General features: G+C 56.9%; 13 protein-coding genes and 1 tRNA gene. 4 read left to right on the top strand and 10 right to left on the bottom strand.

Annotated features, from left to right (window positions below; all coding sequences use genetic code 11):
* Window positions 1–5 precede the first annotated feature (5 nt).
* A complete protein-coding gene (locus tag CPA59_RS03455; protein ID WP_107758701.1) occupies window positions 6–2,525 on the top strand; it encodes a hypothetical protein in 2,520 nt (839 codons plus the stop codon).
* Window positions 2,526–2,961: 436 nt separating this feature from the next.
* Here the strand turns inward: CPA59_RS03455 and CPA59_RS03450 are convergent.
* From CPA59_RS03450 to xerD, 8 genes are all read right to left on the bottom strand, one after another.
* Window positions 2,962–3,035, bottom strand: a tRNA-Gly gene (locus CPA59_RS03450).
* 85 nt (window positions 3,036–3,120) lie between these two features.
* Window positions 3,121–3,792 (bottom strand): LysE family translocator, encoded by a 672-nt coding sequence (locus CPA59_RS03445; protein WP_049854558.1) that lies wholly within the window; start codon window positions 3,790–3,792, stop codon window positions 3,121–3,123.
* A 136-nt stretch (window positions 3,793–3,928) separates the two neighbouring features.
* On the bottom strand, window positions 3,929–4,684 hold the full coding sequence (locus CPA59_RS03440) for an AraC family transcriptional regulator (RefSeq protein ID WP_038662274.1): 756 nt from the start codon (window positions 4,682–4,684) through the stop codon (window positions 3,929–3,931).
* A gap of 154 nt (window positions 4,685–4,838) precedes the next feature.
* Window positions 4,839–6,356 (bottom strand): lysine--tRNA ligase, encoded by a 1,518-nt coding sequence (lysS, locus tag CPA59_RS03435; protein ID WP_049854560.1) that lies wholly within the window; start codon window positions 6,354–6,356, stop codon window positions 4,839–4,841.
* A gap of 8 nt (window positions 6,357–6,364) precedes the next feature.
* A protein-coding gene (prfB, locus tag CPA59_RS03430) for a peptide chain release factor 2 (protein WP_107758700.1) occupies window positions 6,365–7,463 on the bottom strand; the annotation gives its coding sequence in 2 pieces (ribosomal slippage) (window positions 6,365–7,387 and window positions 7,389–7,463; 1,098 coding nt in all).
* Window positions 7,464–7,628: 165 nt separating this feature from the next.
* Window positions 7,629–9,359, bottom strand: coding sequence for a single-stranded-DNA-specific exonuclease RecJ (recJ, locus tag CPA59_RS03425; RefSeq protein WP_038917848.1), 1,731 nt, complete (start codon window positions 9,357–9,359; stop codon window positions 7,629–7,631).
* A gap of 23 nt (window positions 9,360–9,382) precedes the next feature.
* Window positions 9,383–10,099, bottom strand: a complete 717-nt coding sequence (dsbC, locus tag CPA59_RS03420) for a bifunctional protein-disulfide isomerase/oxidoreductase DsbC (protein WP_049854562.1) — start codon at window positions 10,097–10,099, stop codon at window positions 9,383–9,385.
* 88 nt (window positions 10,100–10,187) lie between these two features.
* Window positions 10,188–11,087, bottom strand: coding sequence for a site-specific tyrosine recombinase XerD (gene xerD / locus CPA59_RS03415; protein WP_038917846.1), 900 nt, complete (start codon window positions 11,085–11,087; stop codon window positions 10,188–10,190).
* 262 nt (window positions 11,088–11,349) lie between these two features.
* On the opposite strand from xerD, the gene CPA59_RS03410 reads away from it, so the two are divergent.
* Window positions 11,350–12,675, top strand: a complete 1,326-nt coding sequence (locus CPA59_RS03410) for an MFS transporter (RefSeq protein ID WP_107758699.1) — start codon at window positions 11,350–11,352, stop codon at window positions 12,673–12,675.
* Window positions 12,676–12,803: 128 nt separating this feature from the next.
* A complete protein-coding gene (fldB, locus tag CPA59_RS03405; RefSeq protein ID WP_107758698.1) occupies window positions 12,804–13,322 on the top strand; it encodes a flavodoxin FldB in 519 nt (172 codons plus the stop codon).
* 98 nt (window positions 13,323–13,420) lie between these two features.
* Here the strand turns inward: fldB and CPA59_RS03400 are convergent, their stop codons facing one another.
* Window positions 13,421–13,852 (bottom strand): protein YgfX, encoded by a 432-nt coding sequence (locus CPA59_RS03400; RefSeq protein ID WP_049854564.1) that lies wholly within the window; start codon window positions 13,850–13,852, stop codon window positions 13,421–13,423.
* Window positions 13,833–14,099: an FAD assembly factor SdhE gene (sdhE, locus tag CPA59_RS03395; protein WP_023637600.1), complete on the bottom strand. Its 267-nt coding sequence runs from the start codon at window positions 14,097–14,099 to the stop codon at window positions 13,833–13,835. The genes CPA59_RS03400 and sdhE overlap by 20 nt, the downstream gene beginning before the upstream one ends.
* A 310-nt stretch (window positions 14,100–14,409) precedes the next feature.
* On the opposite strand from sdhE, the gene ygfZ reads away from it, so the two are divergent.
* Entirely contained in the window at window positions 14,410–15,390 is a 981-nt protein-coding gene (gene ygfZ / locus CPA59_RS03390) for a tRNA-modifying protein YgfZ (RefSeq protein WP_107758697.1), read from the top strand.
* Window positions 15,391–15,441: the final 51 nt, after the last annotated feature.

The raw sequence follows: 15,441 nt of genomic DNA, 5'->3' as shown, positions 1-15,441 counted from the left end.
TAATAATGCTACAGATAATTGGTGCATTAATTCTTCTGGTTATAGGGTTTGTTGTCCTTAAAGCGTTGTTTCGGGCATCGCTCAATATTCTGGGCGTGGTATTTGGCCTCGGCGTACTTATCGTGGCAGGCCCGCCGTTATTAGCGGGCTATATTGTGGAACGAGTAACCTTTGCGCTTCGCCTGCGCTGGCTGCTGGGTGTTCCACTCGTCATTGTTGGCATGATAATTAGCTTTATGTGGGGACTGGACGGCGAACACATTGCCTATGAAGCACATACCTTTGATTCAATGAAGTTTATTTTGACTGCGGCGCTTGCCGGCGGCCTACTGGCGGAACCCCTGCAAACCAAAGCTATCCTGAAGAATGGGCTCGCTCCCGTCGATATTGCCGGAAAACTCAAAGAATACTATTGCTGTTTTTACACATCTTATTTTCTTATGGCCTGCTCGGCGGTTACACCGTTTATCGCATGGGAATACGCTATTTCGCCTTCACTAATGTGGTGGGCAGGGCTGCTTTACTGGATTGCAGCCTTACTGACGCAGTTCTATGCAGCAAACCAGCTTCAGGAACTGAAGAAGCTAACGATGGCCGTTAAAGAAGGATTGAAGGAACAAAAAGCGATCAATAGCCGGAGCTGGCTGGCGGAGCTAAAGAAAGCAAGCAACCTCTCCGCAGAATTAACCGAAAGCGTTTTTCTAAAGCTAGTCTCGCAACATATTCTGCAGGGCGAGACACGAGAGCAAGAATTGGCGGGTGATAACTGGTTGTTGAATGATGCCTGGTATGAAGGAAAAATGGCGGAATTCAACGGGCAGTTGAACAGCAAGCTAACGCATTCGCCGGATGAAGTAAAAACGCTCTTCAGCAATCGACTGAATTTACCTGCCGCCGCAAATGATGACCTTCTGAATCGTTATCTTGACGGTGGGAGTTATTATTCGTTTTCAGACGGGCGCAAATTTGTATCATTCCGCTTTATTGATGAGCTTTGTACCTGCGCGTCATGCGGTTTGAGTGAGATTAAAAGCGTGAACGGTTCCGGTAGCGGAAATCATGAATGGTATTGCTCTGATATATGCCGTGAAACCGAAAAACTTTGCCAGGAAATCCATGAAAGACCGCAGGCTGAATTTATTTCCAGCGCGGCGACGAATGGCCTGATTCTCATGACGCTGCCAGAAGCCTGGAATACCAACGAAAAAATGTTCGCCGTGGGCGGACAAGGACATGGTTTTGCTGCTGAACGGGGCAACCATCTTGTCGATAGAGTACAGCTGAAAGACGCTCAAATCCTCGGTGACGACAATGCAAAAAATGGCGCAGACAGGCTGGTTAACGGTACTGAGATCCAAACCAAATATTGCTCAACCGCCGCGCGCAGCGTAGGTGCCGGTTTTGATGGGCAAAATGGACATTATCGTTACTACGACAGTAACGGCGCGCCGATGCAGCTCGAGGTGCCAAAAGACCAGTACGCAAAAGCGCTTGAGACCATGGAGAACAAAATTCGCGATGGCAAAGTGCCTGGCGTTAACGATCCAGCCGAAGCGACAAAACTGATACGTCGGGGGCACCTCACCTACGCGCAGGCGCAAAATATCACTAAATTTGGTACGTTCGAATCCATTACCTACGATCTTGCGGAAGGATCCATTGTCAGTCTTGCCGCAGGCGGGATTAGTTTCGGTCTGACGGCTTCCATTTTCTATCTCAATACCGGCGATCGTAAGGCTGCGTTACAAACTGCCGCGATACAAGCCGGGAAAACCTTTACCCGCACGCTGACGGTTTATGTAACGGTCCAGCAATTACACCGTATTAGTGCCGTTCAGGGGCTGCTTAAAAATATCGATTTCGCTGCTGCCAGCCCGACGGTACGTAATGCGCTTCAGCGGGGAGTCGGAGCCAATAATCTAAATTCTCTAAATAAAATGATGCGTGGCACGCTGGTGACCTCTTTCGCGCTGGTAGCCGTTACCACTGGCCCGGATATGATCAAGATGGTACGTGGTCGTATTTCAGGAGCCCAGTTCATAAAAAATCTGGCTGTAACCTCTTCCGGCGTCGCTGGGGGTGCCATTGGCTCTATTGCTGGCGGTGTGATGCTTAGCCCATTAGGGCCGTTTGGCGCTTTAGCTGGACGTGCAGCAGGTGGTTTACTGGGCGGCATGATTGCAGCGGCTATTTCCAGAAAAATTGCCGGCGCGCTGATTGAAGATGATCGGGTTAAGGTGCTGGAGCTAATTCAGGAGCAGGTGGCATGGCTTGCGGCAAGTTTTCTGCTTACAGAGCATGAGCTGGAAAACCTTAACGCGAATCTGGCAAGCGTGCTCAACCAAAAAACGCTGGAGATCATCTTCGCCGCTAAGGAACAGGGCCGCGCAACAGCAAATATGTTGCTCAAGCCGCTGGTGGTGAGTGTGGTTAAGCAACGACCAGTTCTGACATACGGGCAAGAACAAATCAGCGAGATGGTTGATCAAATGGAGACGGCTGTTCCAGTTTCTGCCGCTGCATAACGAAAGTACTACAGAAACAATTTCTTGACGCATCCAATCGGACTGGGCTGAGCGTGTTGCAGCCCAGCCACAAACTTGAATAAGGGCGCAGGCGCGCTTCTTTGATAACTCGCTTTATTACCTATAAATCAATGCTACAGGCTACGTCTCGTTAACTGTAACAGTCTGCCAGGAATGGCAGACTACTCCAAACCACCACGGCTCCAGGGCATTTTATTGCAAGGAAAAAATGACCGTATACACACGTGATAGATTCAAGGAGTACCGAATTGAACCAAGGGAAGAGAGCAAACCTGACGAGCAGTTAACTTCATTGAGGGTAAGTTTATATCCCCATTCCCCTACATCAACGTTGAGTATGAGTGACGAAAAAATTCTATAATTGATTATTTAACAAGGAAAAATTGAATTTAGTGCAGTTCAGGAGCGTTGATTTTGGAGCGGGCGAAGGGAATCGAACCCTCGTATAGAGCTTGGGAAGCTCTCGTTCTACCATTGAACTACGCCCGCGTCGAAAGTGACTGGCATTATAGCGTCATCTGTCTGGCGGGCAAGACAAAACACCAGCTGACTGCGCGCGTTTTAAGCAGTCGATTCAGTTGGCCGGCGTCAGCAGCGTTTGGTATCCGTTAACGATCACCTGTGCGGCGAACACGGCGAACAGCACGGCGGATAACGCGCTGCAATAAAACGACAGTCGGCCTTTCAACGCGCCGCGCCCGTACTGGATCAACAGCGCCATGAACAGCGTCCAGAGCACGCCGCCGATAAAGAATCCCCCCAGAAACAGCGCTACCTGTCTGGCGGAGCCGTCGGTGGCCTGTGCAATCAACGTCCCGCCGACCGCCGCAAACCACAGCAGCGCGCTGGGCGACGCCAGCGCCATTCCCATTCCGCTGATAAAATCGCGGTGAGCCGACGCCGGCGCGCGCGGTGAAAACACGGTAACGGTATCGATCGGCAAACCGCGCTGCTGGCGGTAGTCGCGCCAGGCGCTGCGCGCCATGCTGAACGACAGCCACAGCAGTACACCGCCGCCGCCTATCCACAACAGCCAGCGTACCGGCGTATAGTTGAAAATCACCGCCATCCCCAGCACCGACAGCGTGGCGTAAATCAGGTCGCCGAAGCAGGACCCCAGGCCGATAAAAAACGCCGCGCCTGCGCCATCCCGGACGCCGCGATTAATAATGGCGGTATTGACGATCCCCAAATCCAGGCACAGCGACAACGACAACAGCAAGCCGCTCAGCATCACTAGTAACATAGCGTCCCTCAGTTATTCTTTTTTCCGGTAACGTTTTTCCGGTCGCTCTGGTGCGTTTCCGGTAATTAATGTCTGTTTCCGGTAACTTAATGATTAATGTGCGACGAGCTTACGGCGATATTCACCGTCTGTATTGTCAAAATTTGATATCGCGAAACTGCCCCGGCGTCATGGCGCTATAACGGCCGAACGCCTTGGTGAAATGCGCCTGATCGGCGAACCCCAGCGCCAGCGCCACCTGGCTGATAGGCATCCCCTGACGCAGCCAGATTCGCGCACGGCGCATACGCACCTGCATCAGCCACGCCAGCGGCGAGATACCTTCCGAATGGGTGAAACCGCGCACCAGATGGGCGGCGGAAATGCCCTCCTGCCGCGCCAGTTCGGACAGCGTTGGAATCTCGGTCAGATCGCTCGCCAGCCGCGCCTTGATCCGGCGGATCCGGGCCGGCTCCCGTATGGGACGGGGAGCAGAAGCGCCGCGGGCTTGCGTCATCAGTTCAGATAACCACATCACGATCTGTTCCTCACGCTGCGCGGGCGTCATCACCGCCGTCACCAGTTGGGTCAATTGGCGGGCCAGCCGGGGAGACACGCTGGCCGGACGTGAAAACAGGAACGATTGCTGGAAATAGTCTTCGAACGCCCGTGGTTGTACGTACAGCGACGCGCATTGCCAGCGGTCGTGGCTGTGTTCGCTGCCCTGCAACTGGCCGGGATTATAGGTCGTGACCATTGACGTGTCGGCAACAAAGGTGTCGCCGTCCAGCCAGACCTGCTCCAGCCCGCCCAGATTGGCGCTGATGACGAATTCGTCATGGCTGTGACGAGGGAAACGCTTGCCGTTGGTCAGCAACGCCAGCTCGAACGCGTCATTACGGTACGTGATCATCATCCCCTCCACTGACTAAAGAAGCGTGACAGTAACATCCCCGCTCCACAGGCAGCAAGCAGCGACCTTTCCGCTGTCATATCAAGGTGGAAGAATAAAAAACGGCTCGTCTGCCTGTAGCAAACGAGCCGCGATAGCATGTTGTCAGAGGAAGTTATTTCTGCGGACGCATCGCCGGGAACAGGATCACATCGCGAATGGTGTGGCTGTTGGTGAACAGCATGACCATACGGTCGATACCGATGCCCAGACCGGCGGTCGGCGGCAGGCCGTGCTCCAGCGCGGTGACGTAGTCTTCGTCGTAGAACATGGCTTCGTCATCGCCGGCGTCTTTCGCAGCAACCTGATCCTGGAAGCGTTGCGCCTGATCTTCAGCGTCGTTCAGCTCGGAGAAACCGTTGCCGATTTCACGTCCGCCGATGAAGAATTCAAAGCGGTCGGTGATTTCCGGGTTCTGATCGTTACGACGCGCCAGCGGAGAGACTTCCGCCGGATATTCGGTGATGAAGGTCGGCTGAATCAGATGCGCTTCCGCTACTTCTTCGAAGATCTCGGTTACGATACGGCCCAGACCCCAGCTCTTCTCAACCTTGATGCCGATGGACTCCGCGATGGCTTTCGCCGCGTCGAAGCCGTCCAGATCCGCCAGGTTGGTTTCCGGGCGGTATTTCTTGATCGCCTCACGCATGGTCAGCTTCTCGAACGGCTTGCCGAAGTCGAACACCTGGTCGCCGTACGGCACTTCAGTGGTGCCCAGCACGTCCTGCGCCAGCGTGCGGAACAGCGACTCGGTCAGTTCGATCAGGTCTTTATAGTCCGCGTACGCCATGTAGAGTTCCATCATGGTGAACTCAGGGTTGTGACGCGGCGACACGCCTTCATTACGGAAGTTACGGTTGATCTCGAACACGCGTTCAAAACCGCCCACCACCAGACGCTTCAGATACAGTTCCGGCGCAATACGCAGGTACATGTCGATATCCAGCGCGTTGTGATGGGTGATGAACGGACGCGCGGATGCGCCGCCGGGGATCACCTGCATCATCGGGGTTTCCACTTCCATGAAGTCGCGGCCGACCATGAACTGGCGGATACCGGCCAGAATCTGCGAGCGCACACGGAAGGTGTGGCGGGACTCGTCGTTAGCGATCAGGTCCAGATAGCGCTGACGGTAACGGGTTTCCTGATCCGCCAGGCCGTGGAACTTGTCCGGCAACGGGCGCAGCGCTTTGGTCAGCAGACGCAGTTCGGTACAGTGGATCGACAACTCGCCGGTCTTGGTTTTGAACAGCTTGCCGCGCGCGCCGACGATATCGCCGAGGTCCCATTTTTTGAACTGTTCGTTGTAAACACCTTCCGGCAGATCGTCGCGCGCCACATACAGCTGAATGCGGCCGCCCACGTCCTGCAGCGTAACGAACGACGCTTTACCCATGATACGGCGGGTCATCATGCGGCCGGCCACGTTCACTTCCAGACCCAGCGCTTCCAGCTCTTCGTTGTCTTTTTCGTCGTAGCTGGCGTGCAGCCGATCGGCAGTGCTGTCACGGCGGAAGTCATTCGGGAAAGCCACGCCGGTTTCACGCAACGACGCCAGCTTCTCACGACGCGTTCTGAGTTCGTTATTAAGATCCAGCGCCTGCTCGGCACCCTGGTTTTGTGGTTCAGACATGAGATTCCTTATAACCCCGCTTTTAAACTTGCTTCGATAAACTTGTCCAGATCACCGTCCAGCACCGACTGGGTATTACGTGTTTCCACCCCGGTGCGCAGGTCTTTAATGCGGGAGTCATCCAGCACATAAGAACGAATCTGGCTGCCCCAGCCGATGTCGGACTTGTTGTCTTCCATCGCCTGTTTCTCCGCGTTCTTCTTCTGCATTTCAAACTCATACAGCTTGGCTTTCAGCTGCTTCATGGCCTGATCTTTGTTCTTGTGCTGGGATCGATCGTTCTGGCACTGGGTAACGATATTGGTGGGAATGTGGGTGATACGCACCGCGGATTCAGTACGGTTAACGTGCTGGCCGCCGGCGCCGGACGCGCGGTATACGTCGATACGCAGGTCCGCGGGATTGATCTCGATATCAATGTCGTCGTCCACTTCCGGATACACGAAAGCGGAACTGAACGAGGTGTGACGACGGCCGCCGGAATCGAACGGACTCTTACGCACCAGACGGTGTACGCCGGTTTCGGTACGCAGCCAGCCAAACGCATAGTCGCCCATGATCTTGATGGTGGCGGATTTGACGCCGGCCACTTCGCCTTCGGACTCTTCAATGATTTCAGTCTTGAAGCCTTTGCTTTCCGCCCAGCGCAGATACATGCGCAGCAGCATGCTGGCCCAGTCCTGCGCCTCGGTGCCGCCGGAACCGGCCTGCAGGTCAAGGTAGCAGTCGGCGCTGTCGTACTCGCCGGAGAACATACGGCGAAATTCCAGCTGACCCAGCTTGTTTTCCAGCTGATCCAGCTCGGCAGCGGTTTCGTTGAAGGTGTCTTCATCGTCTTCTTCCACCGCCAGTTCCAGCAGACCGGAGACATCGTCCAGCCCCTGAACCATCTGATCAATGGTGTCGACAATCATTTCCAGGGAGGAACGTTCTTTCCCCAGCGCCTGCGCGCGTTCAGGCTCGTTCCATACGTCGGGCTGTTCCAGCTCGGCGTTTACCTCTTCCAGACGCTCTTTCTTGGCGTCATAGTCAAAGATACCCCCTCAGAACAGCTGTCCGTTCAGACAGGTCCTGAATGCGGTTTTTTACCGGATTGATTTCAAACATGGTGTTAGGATCTTAATGTTGTTTGTCGATGACAGAATGCATGTAAACGGCGAATTGTAGCGGATCCGCGCCGTGGTTTATAGCTTTTTACCGATTTTAGCGGGATACGCCGCATAGCGAAAAGAAAACGCCGGGAAACCCGGCGTCAGTTGTGGCGCCTGCATACTACAGCGGCCACAGGTGTTCGATCAGCAGTTGTACCGAGCGTTTGCCGCGGAATTCGTTGACGTCCAGTTTGTAAGCCAGTTCAACTTCGCGCACGCTGCTGTCAGGCCACAACAAGGTGTCGACGTTGAAAGCGATGCCGTCCAGCAGCGGGCCGCCGCCCAGCGGTTCCACCATCACCTTGAGGTGACGTTCGCCGACCAGTCGTTGCTGCAACAGCCGAAAGCGCCCGTCGAAGGTCGGCTCCGGAAACGCCTGCCCCCACGGCCCTGCTTCACGCAGCATTTCAGCGGTGCCGAGCGTCAGTTCAGGGATCGCCAGTTCGCCGTCGGACCAGACGACGCCTTCCAGTTGCGACGCATCCAGCCACTCGCCCACCAGCTCGGCAAAACGCTGGCGAAACTCGTCAAAACGGTCTTCCACCAGCGACAATCCCGCCGCCATCGCGTGGCCGCCGAACTTCAACATCAGACCGGGGTGGCAGGTATCAAGGCGCTCCAGCGCGTCGCGCAGATGCAGCCCGGCGATAGACCGCCCGGAACCTTTCAGAATACCGTCGCCCGCAGGCGCAAACGCGATCACCGGGCGGTGAAAACGCTCCTTGATGCGCGACGCCAGAATCCCCACCACGCCCTGATGCCACTCCGGGTGGTACATCGCCAACCCCAGCGGCAGCGTGTCGCGGCTGCGCTCCAGCTGTTCGCACAAATGCAGCGCTTCCACCTGCATGCCGGCTTCGATTTCACGGCGACTCTGGTTCAACGCATCCAGATCGCTCGCCAGCATCCGCGCTTGCACGATGTCGTTGCATAACAACAGTTCTACGCCGACGGACATGTCGTCCAGCCGTCCCGCAGCATTAAGACGCGGCCCCAGCGCAAAGCCCAGATCGCTCGCCACCAGTTGGACGGCGTCGCGGTTGGACACTTCCAGCAAAGCGCGAATCCCCGGTCGGCATTTGCCGGCGCGAATCCGGCTTAATCCCTGCGAAACCAGAATACGGTTGTTGGCGTCCAGCGGCACCACATCCGCCACCGTGCCCAGCGCCACCAGATCCAGCAGTTCCGTCAGATTGGGAACGGCAAGACCGCGTTCGGCAAACCAGCCGGCGTCGCGCAGGCGCACGAACAGCGCCATCATTAAATAAAACGCCACCCCGACGCCCGCCAGCGCTTTCGATGGAAACGCGCAATCCGACAGGTTGGGGTTGATCATCGCCTCGGCCGCCGGCAGGGTTTCCCCCGGCAGATGGTGGTCGGTCACCACCACCGCGATGCCGCGCCGGTGCGCATCGTCCACCCCGGCGTGCGACGAAATGCCGTTATCGACGGTCACGATCAGCTCCGCGCCTTTGGCGGCGGCCTGCGCCACCACTTCCGGGCTGAGCCCGTAGCCGTCCTCAAACCGGTTGGGCACCAGATACTGAATCTCGCGGCCGCCCATGCTGCGCAGCGCCAGCACCGTCAGCGCGGTACTGGTGGCGCCGTCGGCGTCGAAATCGCCGACGATCACGATGCGACGGTTGTCCGCCAGCGCCTGGCGTAACACCTCAACCGCCTGCTCAATGCCGCCAAGCAGACGGTAATCCAGCAGACCGCGCAGACTGCGCTCAAGCTCCTGCATCTGTCGTACGCCGCGCTGGGCGTATAAACGACGCAGCAATGCGGGGAGGGAGTCGGGTAACTCTGTCTCCGTCGTCGGGCGACGACGGAGTTGGGTAACAACATTCACGCTTGATTAACCACTCGATTCAATTAACCGCCTGATTTCAGCGAGGCTTTGTGCGCATCCAGCATCGCCATCATCTCTTTTGGCGGCTGATACCCCGGCACCACCGTGCCGTCTTCCAGCACGATCGCCGGCGTACCCTGCACGCCAAACAGCACGCCCAGTTGATAATGGGCGCCGATGTCGGTTTTACAGGTGGCGGGCGACACGTCATCGCCTTTCATGGCGGTGTCAAACGCCTTGTTGCGATCCGCCACGCACCAAATCGACTGCATGTCTTTCGCCGCCTGAGAGTTCATGCCCTGACGGGGATACGCCAGATAACGCACGGTAATGCCGAGCGCGTTGTAGTCTTTCATCTGCTCGTGCAGTTTGTGGCAGTAACCGCAGGTGATGTCGGTAAACACGGTAATGACATGTTTTTCCTGCGGCGCTTTATAGACGATCATCTGGTCTTTTAACGCATCCAGACGCTCGTTCAGAATATGGTTGGTGACATTCACCGGGTTCTTGCCGCTGACGTCATACAGCGGCCCCTGCAGCAGGTGCTTGCCGTCTTCGGTGATGTAGAGCACGCCATTCTCGGTCAGCAGGGTTTTCATCCCGCTGATAGGGGAATCCTTCACTTCCGCGCTCTGCAAGCCCAGACGGTTTATGGTCTGCTTGATTGCGGCATCATCCGCGCGCGCCGCGCCGCTCAGGGCCAGAGTCAGCAATGAAAAGAGTACTACACGTTTTTTCATGGAATTATCCTGTTATCAGGGCGCAAGCGCCGTGCTTATCCATCATTGGCGGGGAACCCGCCATGACATCCTGTCAGCCCGCCGGACATCATGCCCGGGGATGGTGCTGTTGATGCAGCTGTCGCAGCCGCTCCGTCGCAACGTGGGTATAAATCTGCGTAGTGGACAGATCGCTGTGGCCCAATAACATCTGCACCACTCGCAAATCCGCACCGTGATTCAGCAGGTGGGTTGCAAAGGCATGACGCAAAACATGCGGAGAAAGTTTATTGCTGTCAATAGACGCCAGTGTCGCATAGTGCTTGATGCGGTGCCAGAACGTCTGGCGCGTCATCTGCTGGGCGCGGTTGCTTGGGAACAATACATCCAGCGTCTGGCCGTTCAGCAGCCAGGGGCGGCTGTACTCCAGATACTGCTCCAGCCAGTACACCGCCTCTTCTCCCAGCGGCACCAGCCGCTCCTTGTTGCCCTTACCTATCACGCGCACCACGCCCTGCCGCAGGCTGACATCGCTGATGGTCAGCCCCACCAGTTCCGATACGCGCAGGCCGGTGGCGTACAGCAGTTCCAGCATCGCTTTGTCGCGCAGTTCAAGCGGCTGATCGGTAACCGGCGCCGCCAGCAGTGCTTCCACCTGCGCTTCCGTCAGATCCTTCGGCAGCCGCTGCGGCAGTTTCGGCGACGACAGCGGCGCGCTCGGGTCGTCGGTTCGCTGCTTTTCCCGGTACAGGTACTGAAACAAGCGCCGCATCGCGCTCAGCAAACGCGCTGAACTGGTGGCCTTGTAGCCGCCTTCCAGGCGTTCAGCCAGAAAGTCCTGCAAATCCGACGGCTGCGCCTGCAACAGGCTACTGTCGTGATGAGCCAGCCAGTCCGCCAGCGAACGCAGGTCGTTGCGATAGGACGACAGCGTATTTTCCGCCAGATTGCGCTCCAGCCACAGGGCATCCAGAAACTGCTCGATTAACGTCTGATCCTGTTTCTGCATCACTCTCTCCCGTCATGCCGCCAACGGCTCCATCCCGCCATTATGCCTCACAGAGTATGTTCGGGGTACAATTCGGTAATCATTCTCAACTTCATCACATCCTGTGGCAAAACGAAGCGCGAAAGGGATTATATTTTCTTATTCCAGCGTATCCCGGAATGCCTTTGCCGCAAGGGCCGGCGTCAGTCGCGGCGCTGGTTTGAAAAGAACTTTTTTCTATGCATAGAATGCGGGTCCGTGTGTTACAAAAAAGCAAAAAACTATGCAAGCCTCCATCTCATCCACTATTGATAATCAAACACCAGATGCGCCGGTAAACTCGCGCAATAAAGTGGTGGTCGCCTCGCTGATCGGCACCGCCATCGAATTCTTCGATTTTTACATTTATGCTACCGCTGCCGTGCTGATCTTTCCGCACATTTTCTTCCCGCAGGGTGATGCTACCGCCGCCACGCTGCAATCGCTGGCGACCTTCGCCATCGCGTTTGTGGCGCGCCCGATCGGCTCCGCGCTATTCGGCCACTTCGGCGACCGTGTCGGCCGCAAAGTGACGCTGGTCGCGTCGCTGCTGACCATGGGTATTTCCACCGTCTTGATCGGCCTGCTGCCGAGTTATGAAACCATCGGCGTACTGGCTCCGCTGCTGTTGGCGCTGGCCCGCTTCGGCCAGGGGCTTGGCCTCGGCGGCGAATGGGGCGGCGCGGCGCTGCTGGCGACCGAAAACGCCCCGGCCAACAAACGCGCGCTGTACGGCTCCTTCCCGCAGTTGGGCGCGCCGATCGGCTTCTTCTTCGCCAACGGCACCTTCCTGCTGCTGTCCTGGGGGCTGACCAACGAGCAATTCATGAGCTGGGGATGGCGTGTGCCGTTCATCGCCTCCGCCGTGCTGGTGATCATCGGTCTGTACGTGCGCGTATCGCTGCACGAATCGCCGGTATTCGCCAAAGTCGCCAAAGAAGGGAAACAGGTGCGCGTGCCGCTGGGCACCCTGCTGAGCAAACACGTGAAAGCCACCGTTCTCGGCACCTTCATCATGCTGGCGACCTATACGCTGTTTTACATCATGACCGTCTACTCCATGACTTACGGCACCACCCCGGCGCCGGTCGGGCTTGGTATTCCACGCAACAACTTCCTGTGGATGCTGATGATGGCGGTGATCGGTTTCGGTCTGACGATTCCGGTGGCGGGCTATCTGGCTGACGCCTTCGGCCGTCGCAAGACCATGATCACCGTGACCTGCATCATGCTGGTGTTCGCTATGGCGTTCCCGTCTTTGCTGGGCTCCGGCAACCAGACGCTGATTATGGCGTTTCTGGTATGCGGCCTGAGCCTGATGGGGCTGACCTTCGGCCCGATGGGCGCGCTGCTGCCGGAACTGTTCCCGACCGAAGTGCGTTATACCGGAGCATCATTCTCCTATAACGTCTCTTCTATTTTGGGCGCGTCCGTGGCGCCGTACATCGCCGCCTGGCTGACCAGCCACTACGGGCTGTTCTACGTGGGCGTTTACCTCGCCGCGATGGCATCACTGACGCTGATCGCCTTGCTGCTGACGAAAGAAACCCGCCACCAGTCTCTCGGTTAAGTCTTTTAGGGATGAAGGCATCGCCTTCATCCCTTCTTCCGCTCCCACCCTGTACGACCCTGTTATATTCCGTTAGGCTAAACGCTCTGCGATACCGCCTTTATTGATGCAATCACGATCAGACACTTATGAAGATAGGACTTTTTTACGGCACCAGCACCTGCTACACCGAAATGGCGGCGGAGAAAATCCGCGACATTCTGGGCGAGGAGCTGGTAGACCTGCACAACGTGAAAGACGTTGCGCCCCAGGAAATGGAAAACTACGAGATGCTGATTCTTGGCATCCCCACCTGGGACTTCGGTGAAATTCAGGAAGACTGGGAAGCCGTCTGGGCGCAACTGTCGACGCTGAACCTGAAAGGCAAGATTGTCGCGCTGTATGGCATGGGCGACCAGTTGGGGTACAGCGAATGGTTTCTGGATGCGCTCGGCATGTTGCATGACCAGCTCAAGCCGCTGGGCGTGCGTTTTATCGGCTACTGGCCGACCGAAGGATACGACTTCACCAGCCCGAAGCCGGTAACGGAAGACGGTAAACACTTTGTTGGTCTGGCGCTGGATGAAGTGAATCAGTACGACATGAGCGACGAGCGGATTCAACAGTGGTGCGAGCAGATCCTGCACGAAATGGCGGAGTTACTCTGACGCGCTACGCCAGGGGCGGCATCAGGCGTTGCGTGCATGCCATTCGTGACATTAATGCAACGCCTGATGCCGATTCGATGCGGCTCCCGCCGGCAGCCTTAATGATGGCGGGAGGATTCCGTGCCCTGCAGCGGATGCTGCAGCAACAGTTGGCGCAACAGCCGCCACTCTTCATTGCCCATACTGTCTGACGCCAGCCACAAGCGCTGATGCCCTTTACCGGTCGTCGCCCGCAACGACAGCAACACGCCGTTGCGCATCACCCACGGTCGCCGGGCTATCTGCCAGTCACGCTGCTGCCAGTGCAGTTGGTTTTCCCCATGCAGGGAAATTTCCCCCTGACGCGACTTGATGATGCGCTGACTGCGCACGAAACCGAACACCACCAGCGTCACCAACCCCAGCCACAGCGGCGCATAGCCGTCCGGCCAGGGAGCCAGCAGGATCATCAGCACCAGGAACCCGTGCGTCAGCAGAGAAAACAACTGCATGCGCCAGGATACACGCAAATCACATTGCCACTGGGCCACGGTCTTTATTTCGCGTCTGAATAAGGGAAACCATGCGCTTCAGTTCCGGATCCACCGGCTCGCCGTGGTTCATCAGCCAGTTGAACAAGTCGGGATCGTCGCACTGCAACAGACGGATGAAATGCTGCTTGTCGTCGTCGCTCAGCGTGTCGTACTCATGCTCGAAAAACGGCATGATGGAAATATCCAGTTCACGCATTCCGCGTCTGCACGCCCAGTGAATGCGTGATTTGTTATTGATGTCCATGTTCATTTCGCCCACTTCTCTGTATGGTTATCCGCGCAGGGTGATGATGACCGTCGGTGTAACCCTATTCTACCTGATGGCCTTCTACTAATAGTAACACTTTGACATATTTTCGCGTATTACCGCGTGTACTATTTCACGGATGCGCAGCATATCGCACGATTAGACTATCCTTTTGCCTTCTCGCCCCCGCCTTCTATTCCCCCCGTTCGCCGCCTTATGGCGGAACACAGCCTAAACTGCTTGCAAACCGTTGTCGCTCTTTTACCATTGGGTCATTCGCTGACATTACGCATCGCAGGATTGTAATATGGCTCATCCGTTTACCGCACAACCGCTGTTTTCTTCTGCTCAACTCCCCGCCACCCTGATAGCGCTGGATGACTGGGCGCTGGTCACCCTTACCGGCCCGGACACGGTCAAATACCTTCAGGGCCAGCTTACGGCCGACGTCGATGCCTTGCAGGCCGATCAGCACGTGCTCTGCGCCCACTGCGACGCCAAAGGGAAAATGTGGAGCAATGTGCGCCTGTTCCATTATGGCGACGGGCTGGCTTATCTGGAGCGCCGCTGTGTGCGGGATAGCCAGTTGACTGAGCTGAAAAAATACGCGGTCTTCTCCAAAACCACCATCGCGGCCGACGACAACGTGGTGCTGCTGGGCGCCGCGGGCCTCGACATTCGTTCGCATCTGGCGCCCCTGTTCGATGTGCTGCCCGACGCCGATAACGCCGTGGTGCAGCAACCGGGAGCGACGCTGTTGCATCTGGCCCACCCCGACGAACGTTTCCTGCTGGTGCTGGATGCGCAACGCGCCGCCGCGCTCATTGAAACGCTGCAAGCCAGCGTCAAGCTCAACGACAGCCGCCAATGGCAAGCGCTGGATATCGCGGCCGGGCTGCCCATTATTGACAGCGCCAACAGCGCACAGTTCATTCCACAAGCCACCAATTTACAGGCGTTACAAGGCATTAGCTTCACCAAAGGGTGCTATGCCGGTCAGGAGATGGTCGCGCGCGCCAAATACCGCGGCGCCAACAAACGCGCGCTGTACTGGCTGGCGGGCACCGGTGCGCAGGCCCCCGCGGCAGGCGATGAGCTGGAACTGAAACTCGGCGATAACTGGCGCCGTACCGGCACCGTGCTGGCGGCCAGCCAGTTGCATGACGGCACGTTGTGGGTTCAGGCGGTGCTGAACAACGATCTGGAGGCTGACAGCGTGCTGCGGGTGCGCGACGACAGCGGCAGCCAGCTCGCCATTCAGCCATTGCCTTATTCTTTGGAAGAGTAACCGGTCCTGCAAAGCATCGGGGATGCCCCGGCTCCCTGATGCTTATCCGGC

The sequence above is a fragment of the Dickeya sp. Secpp 1600 genome (assembly GCF_003049805.1).
Taxonomy (GTDB): Bacteria; Pseudomonadota; Gammaproteobacteria; order Enterobacterales; family Enterobacteriaceae; genus Dickeya; species Dickeya fangzhongdai.
This window is presented reverse-complemented; position numbering and strand designations above follow the sequence as displayed.

Bases quoted from the DNA above. Each gene is read 5' to 3' on its own strand.
- CPA59_RS03440 (WP_038662274.1), bottom strand. From the start codon at position 4,684: ATGATCACGTACCGTAATGACGCGTTCGAGCTGGCGTTGCTGACCAAC.
- CPA59_RS03445 (WP_049854558.1), bottom strand. From the start codon at position 3,792: ATGTTACTAGTGATGCTGAGCGGCTTGCTGTTGTCGTTGTCGCTGTGC.
- CPA59_RS03455 (WP_107758701.1), top strand. From the start codon at position 6: ATGCTACAGATAATTGGTGCATTAATTCTTCTGGTTATAGGGTTTGTT.
- fldB (WP_107758698.1), top strand. From the start codon at position 12,804: ATGAAGATAGGACTTTTTTACGGCACCAGCACCTGCTACACCGAAATG.
- CPA59_RS03410 (WP_107758699.1), top strand. From the start codon at position 11,350: ATGCAAGCCTCCATCTCATCCACTATTGATAATCAAACACCAGATGCG.
- lysS (WP_049854560.1), bottom strand. From the start codon at position 6,356: ATGTCTGAACCACAAAACCAGGGTGCCGAGCAGGCGCTGGATCTTAAT.
- sdhE (WP_023637600.1), bottom strand. From the start codon at position 14,099: ATGGACATCAATAACAAATCACGCATTCACTGGGCGTGCAGACGCGGA.
- xerD (WP_038917846.1), bottom strand. From the start codon at position 11,087: ATGCAGAAACAGGATCAGACGTTAATCGAGCAGTTTCTGGATGCCCTG.
- dsbC (WP_049854562.1), bottom strand. From the start codon at position 10,099: ATGAAAAAACGTGTAGTACTCTTTTCATTGCTGACTCTGGCCCTGAGC.
- ygfZ (WP_107758697.1), top strand. From the start codon at position 14,410: ATGGCTCATCCGTTTACCGCACAACCGCTGTTTTCTTCTGCTCAACTC.